This window comes from Microbispora sp. CA-135349 (genome assembly GCF_050947365.1).
In the GTDB taxonomy this organism is placed as follows: domain Bacteria; phylum Actinomycetota; class Actinomycetes; order Streptosporangiales; family Streptosporangiaceae; genus Microbispora.
In genome coordinates, this window is the sequence record NZ_CP192001.1 from 3,430,159 (window position 1) to 3,448,903 (window position 18,745).

13 protein-coding genes are annotated in these 18,745 nt (G+C 66.7%); 5 read left to right on the forward strand and 8 right to left on the reverse strand.

Annotated elements, in window-relative coordinates; all coding sequences use genetic code 11:
• The first annotated feature begins 472 nt into the window (after positions 1 to 472).
• The 3 genes from ACQPZZ_RS16095 (at position 473) to ACQPZZ_RS16105 (ending at position 3,592) form a co-directional block, all read left to right on the forward strand.
• On the forward strand, positions 473 to 985 hold the full coding sequence (locus tag ACQPZZ_RS16095; protein WP_432932846.1) for an Lsr2 family DNA-binding protein: 513 nt from the start codon (positions 473 to 475) through the stop codon (positions 983 to 985).
• Positions 985 to 1,260: a DUF6461 domain-containing protein gene (locus ACQPZZ_RS16100; protein ID WP_432934413.1), complete on the forward strand. Its 276-nt coding sequence runs from the start codon at positions 985 to 987 to the stop codon at positions 1,258 to 1,260. Before ACQPZZ_RS16095 ends, ACQPZZ_RS16100 begins: the two co-directional genes overlap by 1 nt.
• A gap of 994 nt (positions 1,261 to 2,254) precedes the next feature.
• On the forward strand, positions 2,255 to 3,592 hold the full coding sequence (locus ACQPZZ_RS16105; RefSeq protein ID WP_432932848.1) for a cellulase family glycosylhydrolase: 1,338 nt from the start codon (positions 2,255 to 2,257) through the stop codon (positions 3,590 to 3,592).
• Between the two features lie 303 nt (positions 3,593 to 3,895).
• Here ACQPZZ_RS16105 and ACQPZZ_RS16110 read toward each other — a convergent pair whose 3' ends face one another.
• A complete protein-coding gene (locus ACQPZZ_RS16110) occupies positions 3,896 to 4,894 on the reverse strand; it encodes a LacI family DNA-binding transcriptional regulator (RefSeq protein WP_432932850.1) in 999 nt (332 codons plus the stop codon).
• 440 nt (positions 4,895 to 5,334) lie between these two features.
• Here ACQPZZ_RS16110 and ACQPZZ_RS16115 point away from each other — a divergent pair, with 440 nt between their 5' ends.
• Positions 5,335 to 6,666, forward strand: a complete 1,332-nt coding sequence (locus tag ACQPZZ_RS16115; RefSeq protein ID WP_432932852.1) for an extracellular catalytic domain type 1 short-chain-length polyhydroxyalkanoate depolymerase — start codon at positions 5,335 to 5,337, stop codon at positions 6,664 to 6,666.
• A 539-nt stretch (positions 6,667 to 7,205) separates the two neighbouring features.
• On the opposite strand, the gene ACQPZZ_RS16120 is transcribed toward ACQPZZ_RS16115, so the two are convergent.
• The 7 genes from ACQPZZ_RS16120 to ACQPZZ_RS16150 all read right to left on the reverse strand — a co-directional run bounded on the left by ACQPZZ_RS16120 (position 7,206) and on the right by ACQPZZ_RS16150 (position 16,324).
• Complete coding sequence (locus ACQPZZ_RS16120; protein ID WP_432932854.1) at positions 7,206 to 8,672, reverse strand: ricin-type beta-trefoil lectin domain protein; 1,467 nt, start codon at positions 8,670 to 8,672, stop codon at positions 7,206 to 7,208.
• A gap of 173 nt (positions 8,673 to 8,845) precedes the next feature.
• Positions 8,846 to 10,312: a glycosyl hydrolase gene (locus tag ACQPZZ_RS16125; RefSeq protein WP_432932856.1), complete on the reverse strand. Its 1,467-nt coding sequence runs from the start codon at positions 10,310 to 10,312 to the stop codon at positions 8,846 to 8,848.
• Positions 10,313 to 10,752: 440 nt separating this feature from the next.
• A complete protein-coding gene (locus ACQPZZ_RS16130) occupies positions 10,753 to 11,700 on the reverse strand; it encodes a substrate-binding domain-containing protein (protein ID WP_432932858.1) in 948 nt (315 codons plus the stop codon).
• A gap of 204 nt (positions 11,701 to 11,904) precedes the next feature.
• Positions 11,905 to 13,242: an ABC transporter substrate-binding protein gene (locus ACQPZZ_RS16135; RefSeq protein WP_432932860.1), complete on the reverse strand. Its 1,338-nt coding sequence runs from the start codon at positions 13,240 to 13,242 to the stop codon at positions 11,905 to 11,907.
• 31 nt (positions 13,243 to 13,273) lie between these two features.
• Positions 13,274 to 14,221: a carbohydrate ABC transporter permease gene (locus ACQPZZ_RS16140; protein ID WP_432932862.1), complete on the reverse strand. Its 948-nt coding sequence runs from the start codon at positions 14,219 to 14,221 to the stop codon at positions 13,274 to 13,276.
• 11 nt (positions 14,222 to 14,232) lie between these two features.
• Positions 14,233 to 15,153: a carbohydrate ABC transporter permease gene (locus tag ACQPZZ_RS16145; protein WP_432932864.1), complete on the reverse strand. Its 921-nt coding sequence runs from the start codon at positions 15,151 to 15,153 to the stop codon at positions 14,233 to 14,235.
• A gap of 46 nt (positions 15,154 to 15,199) precedes the next feature.
• Entirely contained in the window at positions 15,200 to 16,324 is a 1,125-nt protein-coding gene (locus tag ACQPZZ_RS16150) for an ROK family transcriptional regulator (RefSeq protein WP_432932866.1), read from the reverse strand.
• A 158-nt stretch (positions 16,325 to 16,482) separates the two neighbouring features.
• Between ACQPZZ_RS16150 and ACQPZZ_RS16155 the strand changes: the two genes are divergently transcribed.
• Positions 16,483 to 18,699: an alpha-galactosidase gene (locus ACQPZZ_RS16155; protein ID WP_432932868.1), complete on the forward strand. Its 2,217-nt coding sequence runs from the start codon at positions 16,483 to 16,485 to the stop codon at positions 18,697 to 18,699.
• Positions 18,700 to 18,745 lie beyond the last annotated feature (46 nt).

The window sequence follows — 18,745 nt, forward strand, 5'->3', positions numbered from 1 at the left end:
GTTTCCTATGTCTCGAGACACCCGTTTCCTATGTCCTGAACCACAACACCGCCGTCCCGACACTGTTCTAGCAGGTCAGAGCCACAGTTCCCAAGATCGGGGATTGTGGCTTTTCTGTTGTGTCACCCAGGTGTCATCAAGAGTCGCCCTCCCGTACGGTGCCGCCCGGTGGCAGATGTATGTCCAGCGTGTCACCGCGTTCGCCGGTCCTCTAGCCGGGGGAGCGCCTCGTGTTCAAACGGACCGAGAGATCTACACCGTAAGGGACCTCGCTTTGAAGCGGTGCGAACTTGGTCGACAACGCATCCGCAGCAGGAAGCCATAGCAGACGCCCGTGGCTGCCGTGGCGACCCTCCTGGCTACGACTTGGTGACCGTCGTTCGCCATACCGACGCCGGGGACGCGGAAAGCTACGAGCCGCGGCTGGGAGCAGTGCGTTGTCACCTGTGGCGAGGATCGGTAGGTTCCGATCATGTCCGACGCCGACTTCACTCCGCTGCGTGTCACCCAACTGGCGTACGGGCGTGACATCGACTTGGCGATCCGGGAGTGGGCACGGGCCAACGGACACCCGGTCAGCGAGCGCGGCCGGGTCGGGCACGGGCTCATCGAGGCATTCTTCGCCGCCAACCCTGACGCGTATGAGCGAGCTGAAAAGACCGAGGCGGTCCATGCCACCGCCCGCACGCCCGGTGCCTCGCCGGAAGACTATGCGTGGCAGGACGAGGGCCCGCTGGGACCGATCTACACGATCACCCTCGTCAGGGGAGTGGAGGAGCACGAGGTGCTCCGACGGCTGGGCGCCGCCCCGGAACGCATCCGCCTGATCGATGTGGATGAGTACCCCGACTCCAGCCGTACCGAGATCGTCGTGGTACGGCGGGTGGGGGACTGGACCATCGTGATCGAGGAGTGCGGCTGGCGCGGCGTGCAACGCGAGGCATCGGTGAGCTGTCCCGCGATGGCGGTGAGGCCGTCGCGGTGATGCGACACGTTTACGCCGCCAGGCACGACTTCGCCTACGCCCTCGATGGTGAGCTTGTCACCGGTTTCGATCCCTGCTGGCCCGGAACCCGGTGGGGCACCGCACCCGACCGGCTCAACCGGCATCTTCGCGAGCTCGGCATCGACCCGGCCTCCGACGACTGGATCGACAACGCCATCCAGGCCGTTCTGGCGCTCGCCGGCCGAATCTCCGGCGTCGTGGTCACACCCGCGCACATTGAGCGTCCCGTTCTCGGTGCCGCGATCCCCCGTTGAAGCCGGCTCTGCCGCCTCGGTGCCCGGTGCGGGCCAGATCAGGTGCACCGGTGGCGGACCGGCTGATCCGAACCGGCGCAGAGGCCGGATGGTCAACTGCGAGTTCTCCGGGCCGACTTGAAGCCGGACGATAGTCGGAGGTGCTTCCGCTGGGGTCATGGGGTCGGCTACGGAAGGCGTCGGATTGTCCCTTATCGTGTTTTTAATCCTGCCCGTAATTGTGGTTCAAGTTGAGCTCGAACGGTGGGGCAAAGGCGTTCGGGGCTAGTGTTCACTGGTGCTTCTTGACGCAGCCACACGGCTTCTCGGTCTACTGATCGTGCGTGTGATCGGAAGAGGTGAACGCGTGGGATTCAACGCCTGGGCCCGCCTGGCTGCCACGTCCCCGGTACGGCTCACGGCGCAGGTCGAGCAGCTCGCCACTGGGGCCACTGAGCCGGCGCCGTCTCCCTTCCGGCCGGGCGGTCTGGCGTCAGGGCCGTCGGAACACAAAGGTCCCGCCGATCCCGCACGACGTTAGATCTACAAGGTAAAGAAGGACTCCCTAAGAGCACTATCTCAGGAACAGGCGTCACAGCCTCGTGCTCAATATCGGATACCTGGGCCGCCTCGATTGGGGCGGTCAGCCAAGTGGTTCGCGGCTTGGGCCCGCGTAACCGGTTTTGGGAGGGGGCGTGTTCACGCTTGTACGTGATCGAACGACACCCCGCGCCACTCTCCCTATCATGAATCTTTCACCCGTCGTTCCCCGCATGAAGTTGTGATGAAGCTGGTAGACGACTCATGGTCCCGGCAACGCGAACAAGGCCTGACGGGGCGCCTTGACGAGACGGATGACTAGCGCTGCCCTTTAACCGTTTCAGTTAGTCGTGACGCCGCTCGTATCCGCAATTCGCAACGTTACAATCGCGCCGCTCACCTCCGTGGCCACGTGGGTCGGGCCGGCGCTCCCCTTCGCCCCGAAACTGTCGGCCCTCGATCACGAGGTAGGTACATGAGGAGAAAGCTTCTCGCCTTCGGCGCCGCCGTACTCGCGGCCTTGGCGTCGATCCTGGTCTCGGTCCAGCCCGCGTCCGCGGCCGTGGGCCTGCACGTCAGCGGCACGAAGATCGTCGAGGCCAACGGCCGGGAATTCATCATGCGGGGCGTCAACCACCCCCACGTCTGGTACACCGGCCAGACCAGTTCGTTCGCGAACATCAAGGCGCTCGGCGCCAACACCGTACGGGTGGTGCTGGGCAGCGGGAAGCGGTGGGGGCCGTCGAACGACGTCGCCAACGTGGTCGCGCTGTGCAAGCAGAACCGGCTGATCTGCGTGCTGGAGGTGCACGACACCACCGGGTACGGCGAGGAGGGCGCCGCGGCCTCACTGGACGAGGCGGTCAACTACTGGATCAGCCAGAAGAGCGTCCTGGCCGGTCAGGAGAACTACGTCGTGATCAACATCGGCAACGAGCCGATCGGCAACACCAACGCCGCCCAGTGGACCGACGCCACCGCCAACGCGATCAAGAAGATGCGCAGCAACGGCTTCGAGCATCTGCTCATGGTCGACGCGCCCAACTGGGGCCAGGACTGGCAGTACGTCATGCGCGACAACGCCCAGACGATCCTCGACGCCGACAGCCGGCACAACACCGTGCTGTCGATCCACATGTACGCCGTGTTCAACACCGCCTCCAGCATCGTCGACTACCTCAACCGGTTCCAGGCCAAGGGGTGGCCGCTGGTCATCGGCGAGTTCGGCTGGCAGTTCCAGTCGGGCGAGGTGGACCACGAGACGATCCTGTCCGAGGCGCAGTCGCGCGGTCTCGGCTGGATCGCCTGGTCGTGGAGTGGCAACAGCGACCCGATCCTGGACATGACGGTCAACTTCGACCCGAAGCAGCTCACCACCTTCGGCACGAGGATCTTCAACGGCGCCAACGGCATCAAGGCGACCGCCAAGGAGGCGTCGATCTACAGCGGCAGCAGCCCCTCGCCGTCGCCCAGCGCCTCGCCGTCTCCGAGCGCCTCGCCGTCGCCCAAGCCCGGCGGCTGCTCGGCCACCTACAAGGTGGTCGGCCAGTGGAGCGGCGGCTTCCAGGGTGAGGCCGCGGTCACCGCGGGCAGCTCGGCGATCAAGGGCTGGACCGTGACGTGGACCTTCGCCAACGGCCAGACCGTCGCCAACGCCTGGAACGCGACCATCAGCAGCAGCGGATCCAGCGTGACCGCCCGCAACATGAGCTACAACGGCAGCCTCGGCGCCGGGGCCTCCACGACCTTCGGATTCCTCGGGTCGTGGAACGGCAGCAACAGCGTCCCCACGCTGTCCTGCACCGCGACCTGACGGAACGAAGGCACGGGCCGGGCCCGGTGCGGCGAGGCACCCGGCCCGGTGCCGCCGGCCGAGCGCGGACGGAAGACACGGCAGACCTCGCCACTCCTCGACCGACTTGATTCACGCGTAGACGATGCCCCCGCGTCGAAACCGAGGCGCGGACGGCTACCGGTCTTCATCCGCCCACGACTCCTGGAGACGACTCGAATTGGACGCGCCTCATGTACCCGGCCGCCGACAACCGCAGGACTACGGCAAGCCGGAAGAAGGGCTGCCGTGTCGGCCGTGCGTGAGCACCTGCGCGACAACGCCTCATCTGGCGTCCGCGGTCGACGCGCGGACGATCAGCTGGGGCGGGAAGCAGACCGTTCTATGGCGGTGTCCAGGCTCGGCCTCCTCAAGCAGAAGCTCCGCCGCCACACATCCCAGCTCGTATGTGGGCTGGCGGACCGTGGTGAGGGCGGGGGTGAGATGGGAGGCGAAGGCGATGTCGTCATAGCCGACGACCGACATCTCATCGGGGACGCGAACGCCATGGCGATCGAGTCCCTGCAGGACACCCAGGGCCGCCATGTCGTTCATGCAGACGATCGCCGTGACGGGATCCTTCATCAGCATGAGCCTGTCGATCGCCGCATCAGCGGCGTCGACGAGGTTGGCCGGGCGCATATCGATGTCGACGAGGCTGTGTGCGAGGTCCAGCCCGGCGTCCTGGAGGGCGTCGCGAAGCCCCTGGCGGCGTTCTTTGACCGCCTTGACGGTGGTAGGGCCGCCGAGGAAGGCGATCCGCCGGTGACCCAGCTCCAGGAGATGGTCGCCGGTCAGGCGGCCTCCCCCGTAGTGGTCGACGCCGACGGCGCACAGGTCGGCTTCGTCCGGAAGATAGTCCAGCAGGACGACGGGTGTGCCCTGTCCGCTGATCTCCTCCAATCGCGCCGGGTCGTCACGGACAGGAGAGATGACGATGCCGCGAACCCCCTGCTCCTGGAGCCATGTCAGTGTTTGGGTCTCCTTGTCCGCCTGCGGGCCGATGCTGCAGAGCAGCATCATGCACTGGTCTTCCGCCAGGCGATCCTCGATTCCCCGATTGACCTCGGCATAGAAGGGGTTGGCGATGTCGAGAACGACCACGCCGACCAAGCGGCTCGGCACCCCGCGAAGCTGGCGAGCCAGTCCGTTACGGACGAAGCCGACCCGCTTCATGGCCTCCTCCACTCGCATACGAGTCGGGGGAGCCACGATCTCCGGCCTGTTGAGCACGTTGGCGACCGTGGTCACCGAGACACCGGCCTGTTGCGCGACCGCGCGCATACCTCGTCCAAGAGATGCAGCACCACTCGCCACTTGTTCACAATAACCGGCGGCGCACGGGCAGAGCATCGGGACTCATTGAACTTGATCGAATTCGAGACCAGGTTGCGCCTGCATGAGCGGGTAGGGGATGGAGATCGCCCGAATCTCTCTCGGCCGGCATCTCCGGACGTGCCCAGTACAGCCGGCTTCCGAGCTCGCCGTATCCCGCAGCTGTCTCTCCGGCTCCATACACGCTACCGGCAGGCCGCCCACCCGGGCATCCGGATTCGACGCCCGGCCTGCCGGCGCTCGCCCGCCACGTGCGCCCGGGTCGCGGAAACGGATCGGCGCCCTGGCCCCGATCCGGGCGGGCTGTACGTTTCGGCGGCCCTGAGCCCTGCGCACACCGGCGGGGCGACCACAAGACGAGGTCATGCGACCTGGAAAGGGAGTATCCATTGGCCAGTAGATTCCGAGCGCTGGCGGCACTGTTCGCCGCCCTCGTGCTCGCGCTCACCACGCTCGTGGGCAACGCGGTCCCGGCGTCGGCGGCGACGCTTCAGGAGATCACGAACTTCGGGACCAACCCGACGAACCTGAAGATGTACCTGTACGTCCCCAACAACGTGCCGGCACACCCCGCGATCCTCGTCGGGGTGCACTGGTGCCACGGCACCGGTCGCGACTTCTACTCCGGCACCCAGTTCGCCTCCCTGGCCGACAGGTACGGGTTCATCGTCGTCTACCCCTCCGCGAGCAGCAGCGACGGCTGCTGGGACGTCCATTCCCAAGCCGCGCTCACCCACAACGGCGGCAGCGACCCCCTCGGCATCGTCTCGATGGTCCGCTACGTCGAGCAGCACAACGGAGGCGACCCCAACCGCGTCTACGTCACCGGCCACTCCTCCGGCGGCATGATGACCAATGTCCTGCTGGGCTCCTACCCGGACGTATTCAAGGCCGGCGCCGCCTTCGCCGGAGTGCCATTCGGCTGCTTCGCCGGCAGCGACAGCTGGAGCACCGCCTGCGCCACCGGCACCATCACCAAGAACCCGCAACAGTGGGGCGACCTCGTCCGCAACGCCTACCCGGGCTACACCGGCCCTCGTCCGCGGATGCAGTTGTGGCACGGAACCAACGACGACGTGCTCTACTTCCACAACTTCGAAGAAGAGATCAAGCAGTGGACCGACGTCCTCGGGGTTAGCCAGACCCCCACCTCGACGGAGTACAACATCCCGAGGTCCACGTGGACCCGCACTCGGTACGGCAGCCAGGTCGAGGCCATCAAGGAGCAGGGCCAGCCGCACAACCTGCAGATCCTCGCCGACGAGGTCGTGCACTTCTTCGGCCTGGACGGCAGCGCCCCCACCCCCAGCCCGTCTGCCTCTCCCACCCGATCGCCCTCGCCCACCCCCAGCCCGTCTCCCTCTCCGACCCGGTCCCCGTCCCCGTCGCCGTCCTCGCCGGACGGTCCGTGCCGGGTCGCCTACACCATGAACGCCTGGAACACCGGCTTCACGGCGGACGTCACCATCAGCAACACCGGCACGTCCACGATCAACTCCTGGTCGCTCACCTTCACCCTGCCGAGCGGGCAGACGGTGATCTCCGCCTGGAACGCCGCCATCTCCCCGTCGAGCGGCCAGGTGACCGCGAAGAACGCCGCCTACAACGGGACCATCGCACCCGGCGCGTCGACGTCCTTCGGATTCCAAGCCGGCCACAACGGCAATACCGGCAAGCCCTCGTCCTTCAGCCTCAACGGAGCGAACTGCGCGGTCGCCTGACGTGACCCACCCGCGCTCTCGGACTCCGGGAGCGCGCCCTGCGGAGGCGTGAGGGGGCGGGACCAACGCGCGGGAATCCGCCCCGCGCGCGGCCCGCCCCTTCACTAGGCGCGGCGCGGAATGGGCGGGCGCGCCGAGGGGGCCGTTCGGAGAAGGCGCTCGATCTCCGCCAGCTCCTCGGGCGGCAGCGGGGCACGGTGCCGTCCAGGTAGCGACCCGTCAGCGGGCCCTGCGCCAGGGGGAGTAGGCGATGCAGCCGCCCTTCAGCGTGTCGAGCAGGCCGTCCTCATCCCAGCGGTCGAGCACGAGGAGCGCGGTTGGTGGATGAGCAGCGGGGTGCTCAGCTCCCGCAGCACGGTCTCCGCCCGCTCGGTCTCCATCAACGCTGTGCGACTGGCTGGGGTTCTGTCGGGATGAGCGCCGGATGAGGGGCACTGAGGTTGTGACGTCGCGGACCGGGTGCCACGTTCGTGCACCCGGTCCGCATCCGGCTTCGAGGTTTTGTGGGCCGAGCCTGAAGCTTCAGGCTGTGCTGGTTACTACTGTCGGGTCCACTTCTGGTTGGCGCCGCCGGTGCAGTTCCAGATCTCCACTGCGGTGCCGTTCGCCGTGCCCCCGCTGGTCACGTCCAGGCACAGCCCGGACTCGCGGCCGACCACGGTGCCGTCGGAGTTGAGATTCCACTGCTGGTTGGCACCGCCGTTGCAGTCCCAGATCTGCACCCGGGTGCCCGCGGCGGTGGCGTGGCCGGGCACATCCAGGCACTTGTTGCCGTAGACCTGCAGCCCGCCGTTCGACAGGTAGGTCCAGCTCTGGTTGGCGCCGCCGTTGCAGTCCCAGATCGCCAGCAGCGTGCCATTGGCCGTCGCCGCGTTGGGCACGTCCAGGCACCGGTTGGAGCCCGTGCCGCGCAGCACCCCGCTGTTACCGCCACCGGGGTTGCCGCCGGGGTTGGTGCCGATTCCCCAGCCCCACTGGAGGCGGTCGAGGCCGGACTGGTTGGTGATGGTCAGCGACAGGTTGGTGCCGCTGCCGTTCAGGGACGTGATCGCGCAGGAGGCGTTGAAGCAGGGGCCGGGGCCCTGCGTCTGGTTGGCCTGCTTGACACCCGTCCACAGGAGCGATCCCATGCCAAGGCTACGGACCGTGTCGGTGAGCGCGTAGAAGTAGGAGACGTTGTTGTTGCCGTCACGGGGGCCGTTGTAGTTCACCCCGGTGTTCATGGGCACGCCGAACTCGGTCAGCACGGCCCGGTCGGCGTACCCGCACAAACGGCCTTTGAAGCTGGTAACCCAGTCGGCCTCGGTGGGGTGGGTCTCCCCGCCCAGGGTGTACATGTGGATCGACAGCAGGGTGCCGTTCAGCCGCGAGTCGCCGCCCACCGCGCACAGATCGATGTCCGACCACAGCCCTGGAATGATCATCCTGTTGCGCGGGATGCTCGTGTAGCGCCCCAGCCAGTCGGCGGCAAGGTTGGTCAGCTCGCCGGCGCTGTAGCCCCAGGGCTCGTTGGCCATGTCGAAGTAGAAGTTGTTCTTGCCGCCGTACTTGCCGATGACGGTGGTCCACATCCGGTAGAAGGCGTTGATGTCGGCGAAGCGGCCACTGCCGTCGGGCGGGGTCCACGGGGCGATCATGACGTTCATGCCCAGCGCGCTGGCCGCGTCGTAGGCGGCGACCAGGCTGTTCCACCAGGACGACGAGGTGGTCTGCGGATTGATCCCGAACCGGACCGTGTTCGCGCCCAGGCCCTGGAAACCTTTCAGAATCGCGGTGGCCTTGGTGTAGGTAACCGAGTAGTTGTCCAATTTGGACAGCCCGACCGGCACGTTCTCGTCCCACAGGAAGTTGTCCCGAGGATCTGCCCAGTTCACACCGTGGAACTGTCCGGTCGCTGCGTGCGCCGGCGCGGCGTTGCCCGCCTGAATGCTGAAGTAACCCAGCAGTAGGGCGAGGATCATGCCGACCGGGGACACGCGGCTCAGCCGGTGTCCGCTGATGCTCATCTTTTCTCCGTGACTCGTGCTGTTCGGAAGTGGATCTGCAGGTAGGCGTGATTGCGACACCTGCGGCACGCATGGTTGTGCCGTCTGAGTCGGCCGGGCGACGGTCAGCCGGGCCGCCCAGGCCCTCGTGCCCGAGCCCGGTCGGCGTGCAAGCCGCCGACCGGCCCGCCAGTTCATCTCAGGTTGGGGACCTCGTCGCGGGTCACCACGTACGAGCTGTTGTAGACCTTCTGGAGCAGCGAGACCGGGTTGGTGCCTGTGTTGGTGATCCAGTCGGTGTGCCAGGTGTTGAAGAGCACCCAGCGGGTGGCCGTCGACTGAAGTTGGTCGGGGTCGGGGATGGGCCCGTTCTCGTGCAGCGCGATGGGGATGCTCGAGCCGGCGATGCTCCGCGTGGAGTTGAACAGCGACGTCAACGGCCCGTGGTCACCGGCGTAAGTGTCGGCCCCGGCGATGTCCACGTAGGCCTTGCCCGGATAGAAGGAGGACTGGGGCTGACCGTTGTAGGGGAGCAGCCAGACCAAGTTGTGGATGCCCTTTGTCTTCGTGAGGTAGTCGAACGTGAAGCGCCACAGTCGCACGTACTGGCTGCCGCCCTCCTTGCTCCACCAGAACCAGGTGCCGCCGGCCTCGTGGAAGGGCCGCCAGATCACCGCGCCACCTCCGGCCTGGACCTTGGCCAGCTCCGCGGCCACTCCGTCCAGACGCTGGATAAAGCGGTTGTAGTCGGCCGTCCCGGGCGTCAGCGCGGCGTTGATGTTGGCGTTCATCTGGGAACCGGCGTACCCGTCGGTGCCCTGGGCGGGGGAGCCCATGTGGTAGCCGACCATCGGAATCCCGCCGGAGTTCCACCAGCTCAAGGCCCGGCTTCCGAAGTCGGGCGAGTCGCCGCGGTCCATGCCCCGGATGGCCGGGTATTTGCCGGTGTTGTTGCGGATGTAGTTCATCTCGTAGTCGGGGCCGCCGACCCAGGTCGACTCCTGCTGACCCGAGATGATGTGGTTGCCGTACTGGCTGTACAGGTAGCAGAGCAGGCGGCGGGCCGCAGCGGTGGCCTGGGGGTCGGCGGGCGACGCGTTGCAGGTCTGGCCGCCGGTCGGGGTGGGCGAGGGGTTCGGGTTGCCGCCCCCCTGCGTCCATCGCTGGTTGGCCTGGCCGTTGCAGTTCCACAGGTTCACGGCGGTACCGTTCGCGGTGCCCTGGTTGTAGACGTCGAGGCACAGCCCGGACTGGACTCCGGTGATGCTGCCGTCGGAGTTGAGGCGCCACTTCTGGTTGGCGCCGCCGTTGCAGTCCCAGATCTCCACCTTGGTGCCCGGGGCGGTGCCGCCGGCGTACGCGTCCACGCAGCGAGTGCCGTTGAAGACGCGCAACTCACCCGCGGAGGTGAACTCGAACGCCTGGTTGGCCTGCCCGTTGCAGTCCCAGATCTCCAGGAGGGCGCCGTTGGTGTTGCTGTTGTCGGTGACGTCCAGGCAGCGGTTGGAGCCGACGCCGACCAGCGCTGTCGTCGCCGCCGATGCCGGCGCGGCCACAAGGGCGACAACGGTGGTGAGCAGGGCGACGGCTATGGAGGCCGCGAGTGTGGCGCGGAACGGTAATCGCAGCAGCCGGATGAGAACGGATCCTCGAGAGGGCATGAGATCTCCTGTCTGGTGACGGGTGCGGAGGCCGAGGTGGAGAAGGCGACGTGGGGAGACGGATAGGCCCCGGGGACGACGTCCGTTCTCAGCCCCGGCATACGGATATAAATCAGAATTGTGACGTTAAAATTTGGGAACGCCCAGATGGGCGCTGATTCAAAACAGTGGTTGCTCCAGGAATCCGAAGTATCCGCAGGTCAATCGCGAGTTGTCGCGCTCTGTCTATGGTGGGGCTGATGAAAGTTTCGGTCGGCAGGCTGACGGATGTTCCTCTCCCGGCCGTGGAGGGAACGCCTTCCGTCGGGCGGACGCCTCGTGCGTGTCGGACTCCGATGGCCACTCCCTTGCAGTCCCACCAGGGTGACCGTCTGACCGCATGCCGTCCTCTGGGTACGCCACGAAGACCCTCCCGATGAGGTGGGCCCGAGTGTGACCGGTCATCCGGCTTTCGCGGTCGATGCTCGGACGATCAGTTGTGGCTGGAAGCGAGCCGTTCTGTGCTGGTGTCCCGGCTCGGCCTCCTCGAGCAGCAACTCCGCCGCCGTGCGTCCCAGTGCATGAGTGGGTTGGCGGATTGTGGAGAGGGCCGGGGCGAGACGGGAGGCGAAGGTGACGTCGTCGTAGCCGATGACCGATATCTCCTCGGGCACGTGAACGCCATGGCGGCCGAGCCCCTGTAACACCCCGAGGGCCGTCATGTCGTTCATGCAGGCGATTGCCGTCACCGGATCCTTCATCGTCACGATCATGTTCACCGCGGCGTCGGCGGCCTCGACGAGGTTGGGAGCGGGCACTCTGATGTCGACGAGGTCGCGATCGGGGTCCAGTCCCGCGTCCCGCATGGCCTCGCGTAGACCCTGCCGCCGCTCCTTCACCGCCGTGACCGTGACCGGAGAGGGGCCCAGGAACGCGATCCGCCGATGGCCCAGCCGCAGGAGATGCTCCCCGGCCAGGATGCCTCCCGCTCGGTGATCGACACTGACCGCACACAGGTCCGCCCGGCCCGGCAGACGGTCGAGCAGGACCACGGGAGTGCCGCGCCCGCTGATCTCCTGCAGCCGGGTCAGGTCGTCGCGGACGGGGGAGATCACGATGCCGCGAACCCCCTGTTCCTGCAGCCATGTCAGCATCCGGGCCTCCTGGTCCGCCTGAAGACCGATGCCGCACATCAGCATCATGCAGTGGTCTTCGGCCAGACGGTCCTCGGTGACCCGATTGACCTCGGAGTAGAAAGGGCTGGCGATATCAGTGACGATCGCAGCGACCAGGCGGCCGGATACCCCGCGGAGCCGTCGGGCCGATCCGTCATCAGTGAATTCGAGCTGTTTCATAAGTTCGATGTCCATATGCGGTGAGCCGGCCCGCGGCGTCGGTGGTCGCGCCACCCAGACCTCGAGCCACGGTCACTGTTGACGCTGGTGAAGGTGACGTAGCCGCCGACCGTCGGCGTCTTCGTCCGGTGCCGGGAGGATCGCGGACGTGGATGTCCCGGCCGCGACGATGACAGCGGATCCCGCTGCCTCGCATACGGCGTTCGCCACCGTGCGGTATGGCTTCCGCTGCCGGAACACGCGAGGTCGCTGTCGGTGCTAGCGCAACAGCCCGTTCACCTTCTCGTTGGCCTGGTCGAGGGACTCGACGGAAGCCTTGAAGGAGAAGATGGCGTCCATCGTCTCCGTCATGATCGCGGAGATGTCGGCCCAATGGTCGGCGATGGGGGCGAGATGCGTGGTGCCCTGCTCGACGTGCATGGTGAAGGGCTGGACGTCGATGCCCTGCTTGGCGAAAGCCTTCTCCGCGCGGACGGTGGCGTCCTTGATGGCGGGGAAGATGACACCGTGATCGGCGACGATGTCGGTCTGGCACGCGGGGGAGGCCAGGAACTTCACCCACGCCCACGCGGCCTCGGGGTTCTTGGTCGTGGCGGAGATGTTGTCCGCCAGGCCGTTGAACAGGCTCGCTCGCTTGCCGATAGGGCCGATGGGCACCGGGGCGATGCCCGACTCGACTCCCTTGAGCGCCCAGTACGCCTTGGTGTTCCAGCTTCCCTCGGTCACCATCGCGTACTTGCCGGCGCCGTAGGCGTCCATCTGGGCCACGCCGGAGGTGGCGATCGCGAGTGAAGGCACGTATCCCTTGTCGATCAAGGAGGTGAACCACTTGATGGTCTCCTTGAACTTGGGGTCGGCGTAGTTGAACTTCGTCGGCCAGGGGTTCTGGTCGGCGTAGTCCCAGCCGTCGCTCATCGCGTACATGCTCCACTCGGTTTGGCCGAATCCCCCTCCTGAGGCGTTCAGGCCTAACCCGTACGTCGCGACATGCTTCTTGTCGAACCCCGGCTCGTCGCCCCTCTTGCCGCTCGCATCCACGGTCAGATGAGCGATGAGCTTCTCGTAGGTGCCGCCGTCCTGGGGGTTCCACTGGAGGTTGTCCAGCTCACCCGGTTCGACCCCCGCCTCCTGGAGCTTCTTCTTGTTGTAGAAGAGAGCGACGGTGTCGAAGTCCTTGGGCAGCCCGTAGCGCTTGCCGTCCTTGGTGACCCAGAGATCTGCGAGGCCTTTCTGGTAATTCGAAAGGTCGATCTTGTCGCGGGCCACGAAGTCGTCAATGGGCAGCAGTTGCCCTTGAGCGGCGAACTGCGGGTAGTTCGACAGGTGGCTGATGAAGACGTCCGGGGCGGTTCCGGACACGAAGCTCGCGGTGAGGGTGCTCCAGTAGTCGTCCCACCCGTACTGGCTGATCTTGACGGTGTACTTGGGATTGGCTTTGTGGAAGGCGTCGGCGCAGGCCTGGTACTGCGGCTGCTGATTGGCGTCCCACATCCAGTAGTTGACGGTGACGGGCCCGGAGCCCGAGTCGCCGCCGGACTGACTGCATCCGGCCAGTAGGAGCGCCGCGACGGCGAGAACGGAGATGCGTCCCTTCATTGCAGACCTCTTCATAGTGGGGGGTGGAGCGTCACTTGACGCCGGTGTAGCCGAGCGAGTCGATGACCCGGCGGCCGAGGATGGCGAAGATCACGATGACGGGGAGGGCGGCGACGAGTGTCGCGGCCATCAGGCCGGCCCAGTCCGGGCTGCCCTGCGGCGTCTGGGACCGGAAGATGCCGAGCGCCACCGTAAGGACACGCACGCCCTCGTCCTTGCCGACCAGCAGGGGCCAGAAGTAGTCGTTCCATACACCGATGTAGACCAGGACGGCCAGCGTCGTGATCGGCATCCTGGCCACCGGCAGGATGATCCGCAGGAAGATCTGTGCGTGCCCGGCGCCGTCGAGGCGTGCCGCCTCATCCAGTTCACGGTTGATGCCCAGGAAGAACTGCCGGAGGAAGAAGACGGCGAACGGTGTCATCAGCAGCCCGGGCAGGACGATTCCCAGATAGGTGTTGAGCAGCCCGAGATCCTTCATGAGGACGAAGTTCGGCAACGTGGTGAAGATCGGCGGGACCATCAGCGCACTGAGGAAGATCAGGAAAATCACGTCTCTCCCCGGCCACCGCATCCGCGCGAATGCGTAGGCGGCCATGCTGCTGAAGAAGACCTGACCGATCGTGACGGTCGTCGCGACGATCACGGAGTTGCGCAGGTAGAGCCAGAAGTTCAGGGTCGCGCCCGTCCCGCCCTCGGCGATCGCCTCCGCAGGGGGCGACAGACCCAGCACTCGCTTGTACGCCCCGAAGGTGAAGTCGACGGGAAGCAGGCTCGCCGACCCGGCCGCCAACGCTCTTGTGTTGGACAACGATGTACGCAGCATCCAATAGAACGGGAACAGGGTCACGAGCATGACAAGGATCAGGACCGCCCAGGCGGCGGCCCGTCCCCAGCGCATCTTCGGCGGTGAGAAGCGGGCGCCGATCCTCGGGGAACGAGATTCTTCCGTGGCACGCGCGTCTGCCAGGTCGAGCATCGCGCCTCCTCTCAGGCGAGGTCCGTCTCACCGGCTCGGGTAAGCCGGAGCTGGATGTAGGCGATCCCGACCAGCAGCACGAACAGCACCGAGGACAGGGCGGCGGCGTAACCGAAAGAGAAGCGGTTGAACGCCATGTCGAAGATGTAGTAGTAGATGACCCTCGTGGCGTTGATCGGCCCGCCGGACGTCGTCACGGCGACGGTGTCGAAGATCTGAAAGGATCCGATCACGGTCAGCACCAGGACGAGCGCCATGACGGGACGCAGCAGGGGAAGGGTGATGCGGAAGAACATCTGCCGTTCCGACGCGCCGTCGATCGCGGCGGCCTCATAAACCGCGGGTGGGATCATCTGAAGCCCGGCGAAGATGAGCAGCGCCGTGTAGCCGAGGTGCCGCCAGGTGTTGACCAGGGCGATGGTCGGGATGGCCAGGTCCGGCTCGCCGAAGAAGGCGACGCGCTCCAGCCCCAGCCAGTCGAGCACCTGATTGACCACGCCGATCTGGAAGTCGAGCATCCAGAACCAGACCAGCGCGACGATCACGTTGGCCACGAGGAACGGCAACAGGATCACCCCTCGAACGACGAGGGACCTGGTCAGCCGGTGCATGAGCACCGCGAGCAGCAGGGCCGTCACGGTCTGGACGCCGATGTTGATGACGACGTACTCGGCGGTGACCTTCATGGCGTTCCAGAACAGATGGTCGCCGAGGAGTCGTTTGTAGTTGTCCAGGCCGACGAACCGCGGCGGTGTGAAGACGTTGTAGGAGGTGAAGCCGAGATAGAGGCCGCGTATCGCCGGCCATAGGTAGAAGAGCGCGAACCCGATCCCCGCCGGGAGAACGAACGCGACGGCTGGCACGAGGTCGCCGCGGCGTCGCGGCCGACCTGTCGGGCCGGCCGGGCGGACGGAGGGATGGGGGATGCTCAACCGGTCCTCCTTGCTCCCCCTGCCGAGAACGGGCCGCTCGTGGGGGTCAGCTGTGCAGAAGCAGATGCTGCAGAGCGGAAACCGCCGCCCCGCGGGCCCATTCGGCGAAGGTGAAGGGCTTGACGCTCACCGGTACGGGGGTGGACGTCCAGTGGGTGTGCTGGGTGAGCGCCGCCTGCAGGGCATCGGCGCAGAGAGGGTACATATGGACGGCCTCGCCGGACAGGATCACCAGTTCCGGGCCGATGATGTTGGCTACGGTGGCGATCACCTGCCCCAGGGCCCGGCCGGCGTCATCGAGGACCCGGCGGGCCACCGGCTGTCCCCGGCGGGCGAGCTCGAGGCAGTCGTCGAAGGTGAGATCGGGCTGGTCGAGCGTGATGGCTATCGTGCGGCGGATCGCCGTGGAGGTGGCGTAGGCGCGGGCGCAGCCACGGTGTCCGCGCTCACACAGCGGGCCCCGGTCGTCTATTGCCAGGTGCCCGATCATGCCGGTTGCGCCGGACCTGCCGGTCACGACCCGACCGCCGAGGACGAGCCCGCAGCCGATTCCGGCGCCGACGGTGAGGAGGGCGAATGAGGAGCGTCCCACGCCCTCGCCGAACCACTGCTGAGCCACGGTGAGGGCGCGCACGTCGTTGTCGATGACGGTGGGGATACCGACCGCCTCCTCCACGAGCCGGGCCAGCGGGACCTGGCTCCAGCCGAGGAAGGGAGATGTGCCCACCACCGGGTCGCCCGGCGTCGCGGTTCCGGCCAGACTGATGCCCACCCCCGCGACGTCCCGGTGAGCTTCTGTAAGACGCCGTACGACCTCGGCGATCTGCGCCACGATAGTGTCGACATCGTGACCCGCCAGGGGCAGTGAGAGCTGGTCCTGAATGACGGCGGTCATGTCGGCCCGCACAGCGAACAACTCGTCGGCAGTCAGCTTGATCCCGATGAACGACAGCCGGGACGCGTCCACTTGGAGCGGCTGGGAGGGCCGGCCGACCCCTTTCTGGCCGTCGCTCGACTGCTCGATCAGGTAGCCCGCGTCCAGCAACGGTTTGGCGACCTTCGTCAGCGCGGACGGAGACAGGTCAAGCCGCCGGGCCACCTCCGCCCGTGACATCGGGCCGTGGACCAGCAGTTCGACGAACACCGCGCGCATGGCGTCGGTGATTCGCACAGGCTGTCCTGCGGGGTGTGAGAGCACGAGGCAATGGTTCGCCTCTTTTGTGCACTATGTCAAGCAACTCGTTCTCAATCTCCCCCTTCCAACGTAACAATTCGTCTACTACGGTCGTCTTAGTTGACCTGATACACAAATTAGGTGAGGTGTGCGCCATGCCGGTGGACAGACTCGATGCAGACGGAGGGTGGTGGGCGCTGACCACACCCAACTCCACCTACGTGATCAGCGTGGAGGTCGACCCGGAGACGGGAGAGGCGGCACCGCTCCAGCGATACTGGGGTCCCGCGCTCTCGCTCGAGGCGGCGCGACGGGTGGCGGGCATGAGCGGAGGGCCGGCGAACCCCGGGGGCGCCAGGAGGCACATGACCAGCTTCTCCCGTCCCGTCGAGATCGAGGAGCTGTTGCCGGTCGACGGCGGCTGCCGGTGGGGTGTGCCGTCCGTCCAGGTGGCCTTCGGGCAGGTGCGGTCGCTGGAGTTGCGGCTGGCCGGAGTGTCCGTCACCACCGAAGCCGGGGGGGACCGGCTGGACATAGCGCTGGAAGACCGCTGCTTCCCTTTCGAACTGGTGCTGTCCGTGCGCGTCTTCCACGACAGCGACGTCATCGAACGCTGGGCGACCGTACGACACCGGGGAGGCACGGGCGACGCGCCCATCGAGATCACCAGATTCGACTCCGGCAGCTGGTTCGTGCCCGACTCGGCCGTCTACCGCTACAGCGGCGTCTTCGGTGCCTGGGCAGAGGAGTTCCAGCTGCAACGCGCACCATTGCCGATCGGGGAGCTCACCTTCACCAGTCGGCAGGGCATCACAAGCCATCAGGCGAGCCCATGGATAATGATCGACCCCGGTGATGCGACCGAGGAGCACGGTCAGGTCTGGGGGGTGGCGCTCGCCTGGAGCGGCAGTTGGCGGCTCACCGTCACCCACCGGCCCGAAGGCGGCGTGGCGGTGTCCGCGGGATTCGGGCACGAGGGGGTGCGCTGGAGGCTCGGCCCAGGCGATGAGATCACCACTCCTCCGGTCCTGGGCCTGTACACCAGAGGCGGGTTCGGCGCGGCCAGCCGGGCTTGGCATGATCACGCGCGCCGGCACATCCTGCCCACGCCACAGGAGGAGCGGCCGGTCCTCTACAACTCCTGGGAAGCCACCACCTTCGCCGTGACCGAGGCCGGCCAGCTCGCCCTCGCGAAGATCGCAGCGTCACTCGGAGTAGAGCTGTTCGTCGTCGACGACGGCTGGTTCGGCAGCCGCGACGACGACACCCGCTCGCTCGGCGACTGGTGGCCTCACCCCGAACGCTTCCCCGACGGGCTGCGCGGGCTGTTCGACGGTATCCGGGGATTCGGCATGAAGGCCGGCCTGTGGGTCGAGCCCGAGATGGTCAACGCGAACAGCGAGCTCTATCGCGCACACCCGGACTGGATCCTGCGCATGGACAACCGGCGCCACGACGAGAAACGCAGCCAGCTCGTCTTGAACTTCGCCCGCCCCGAGGTCCGTGACTGGGCCCTGGGCTGGCTCGACCGCCTGGTCGGCGACCTGGGTCTCGACTATCTCAAGTGGGACATGAACCGGCCCTTCACGCAGGCCGGATGGCCGGAGGCAGGCCCGGCGCAGGACCGATTGTGGATCGAGCACACGCGCAACGTCTACAGGGTGATGGAGCTGCTGAGGAAGCGCCATCCCCATCTGCGGATCGAGTCGTGCTCCGGTGGTGGAGGGCGCGTCGACTTCGGGATCATGCGCCACACCGACGAGGTCTGGCCCTCCGACAACACCGACGCCCGGGACCGGCAGATCGTCCATCACGGGTTCTCCCAGATCTACCCGGCCGGCACGATGTCCGCGTGGGTCACCGACTCGCCCAACCCGAACACCGGCCGGTCCGCGCCGCTGCGATACAGGTTCCACGTGGCCATGTCGGGGGTTCTGGGCATCGGCGGCGACCTCACCACATGGTCCCAGCAGGACCTGGACGAAGCCGCGGAGCTCATCGACGCGTACAAGTCGATTCGGCGGGTGATCCAGCAGGGCCGGCAGTACCGTCTGGCCGGCACGCCCGGCCAGGATCGCTCCGCGGTCCAGTACGTCCTGGACGACGAGGTCGTCGTGCTGATCTACAACCCGTACGGCAACGCCAAGCGCGGCCCACGTTGGTTGCGCCTGGCCGGGCTGGACCCGGACGCGCTCTACGAGGTGGTGGACGCGGGCGGGACCGGCGACGGCCCGGGTCTCCTGCGGCGAGGCTCTCTTTGGCACGGGTCGGTCCTCATGGCAGTCGGTCTGCGGTCGGCGGCCTGGGAACCGATCGGTGCCGACTACCGCAGCGACATGATCGTCCTGCGCAGACATCACCGCCTCCGCTGACCGTCGACGGCGACCGCCGCCGCCCCGCAGAAGAGTCCGGAGAGGC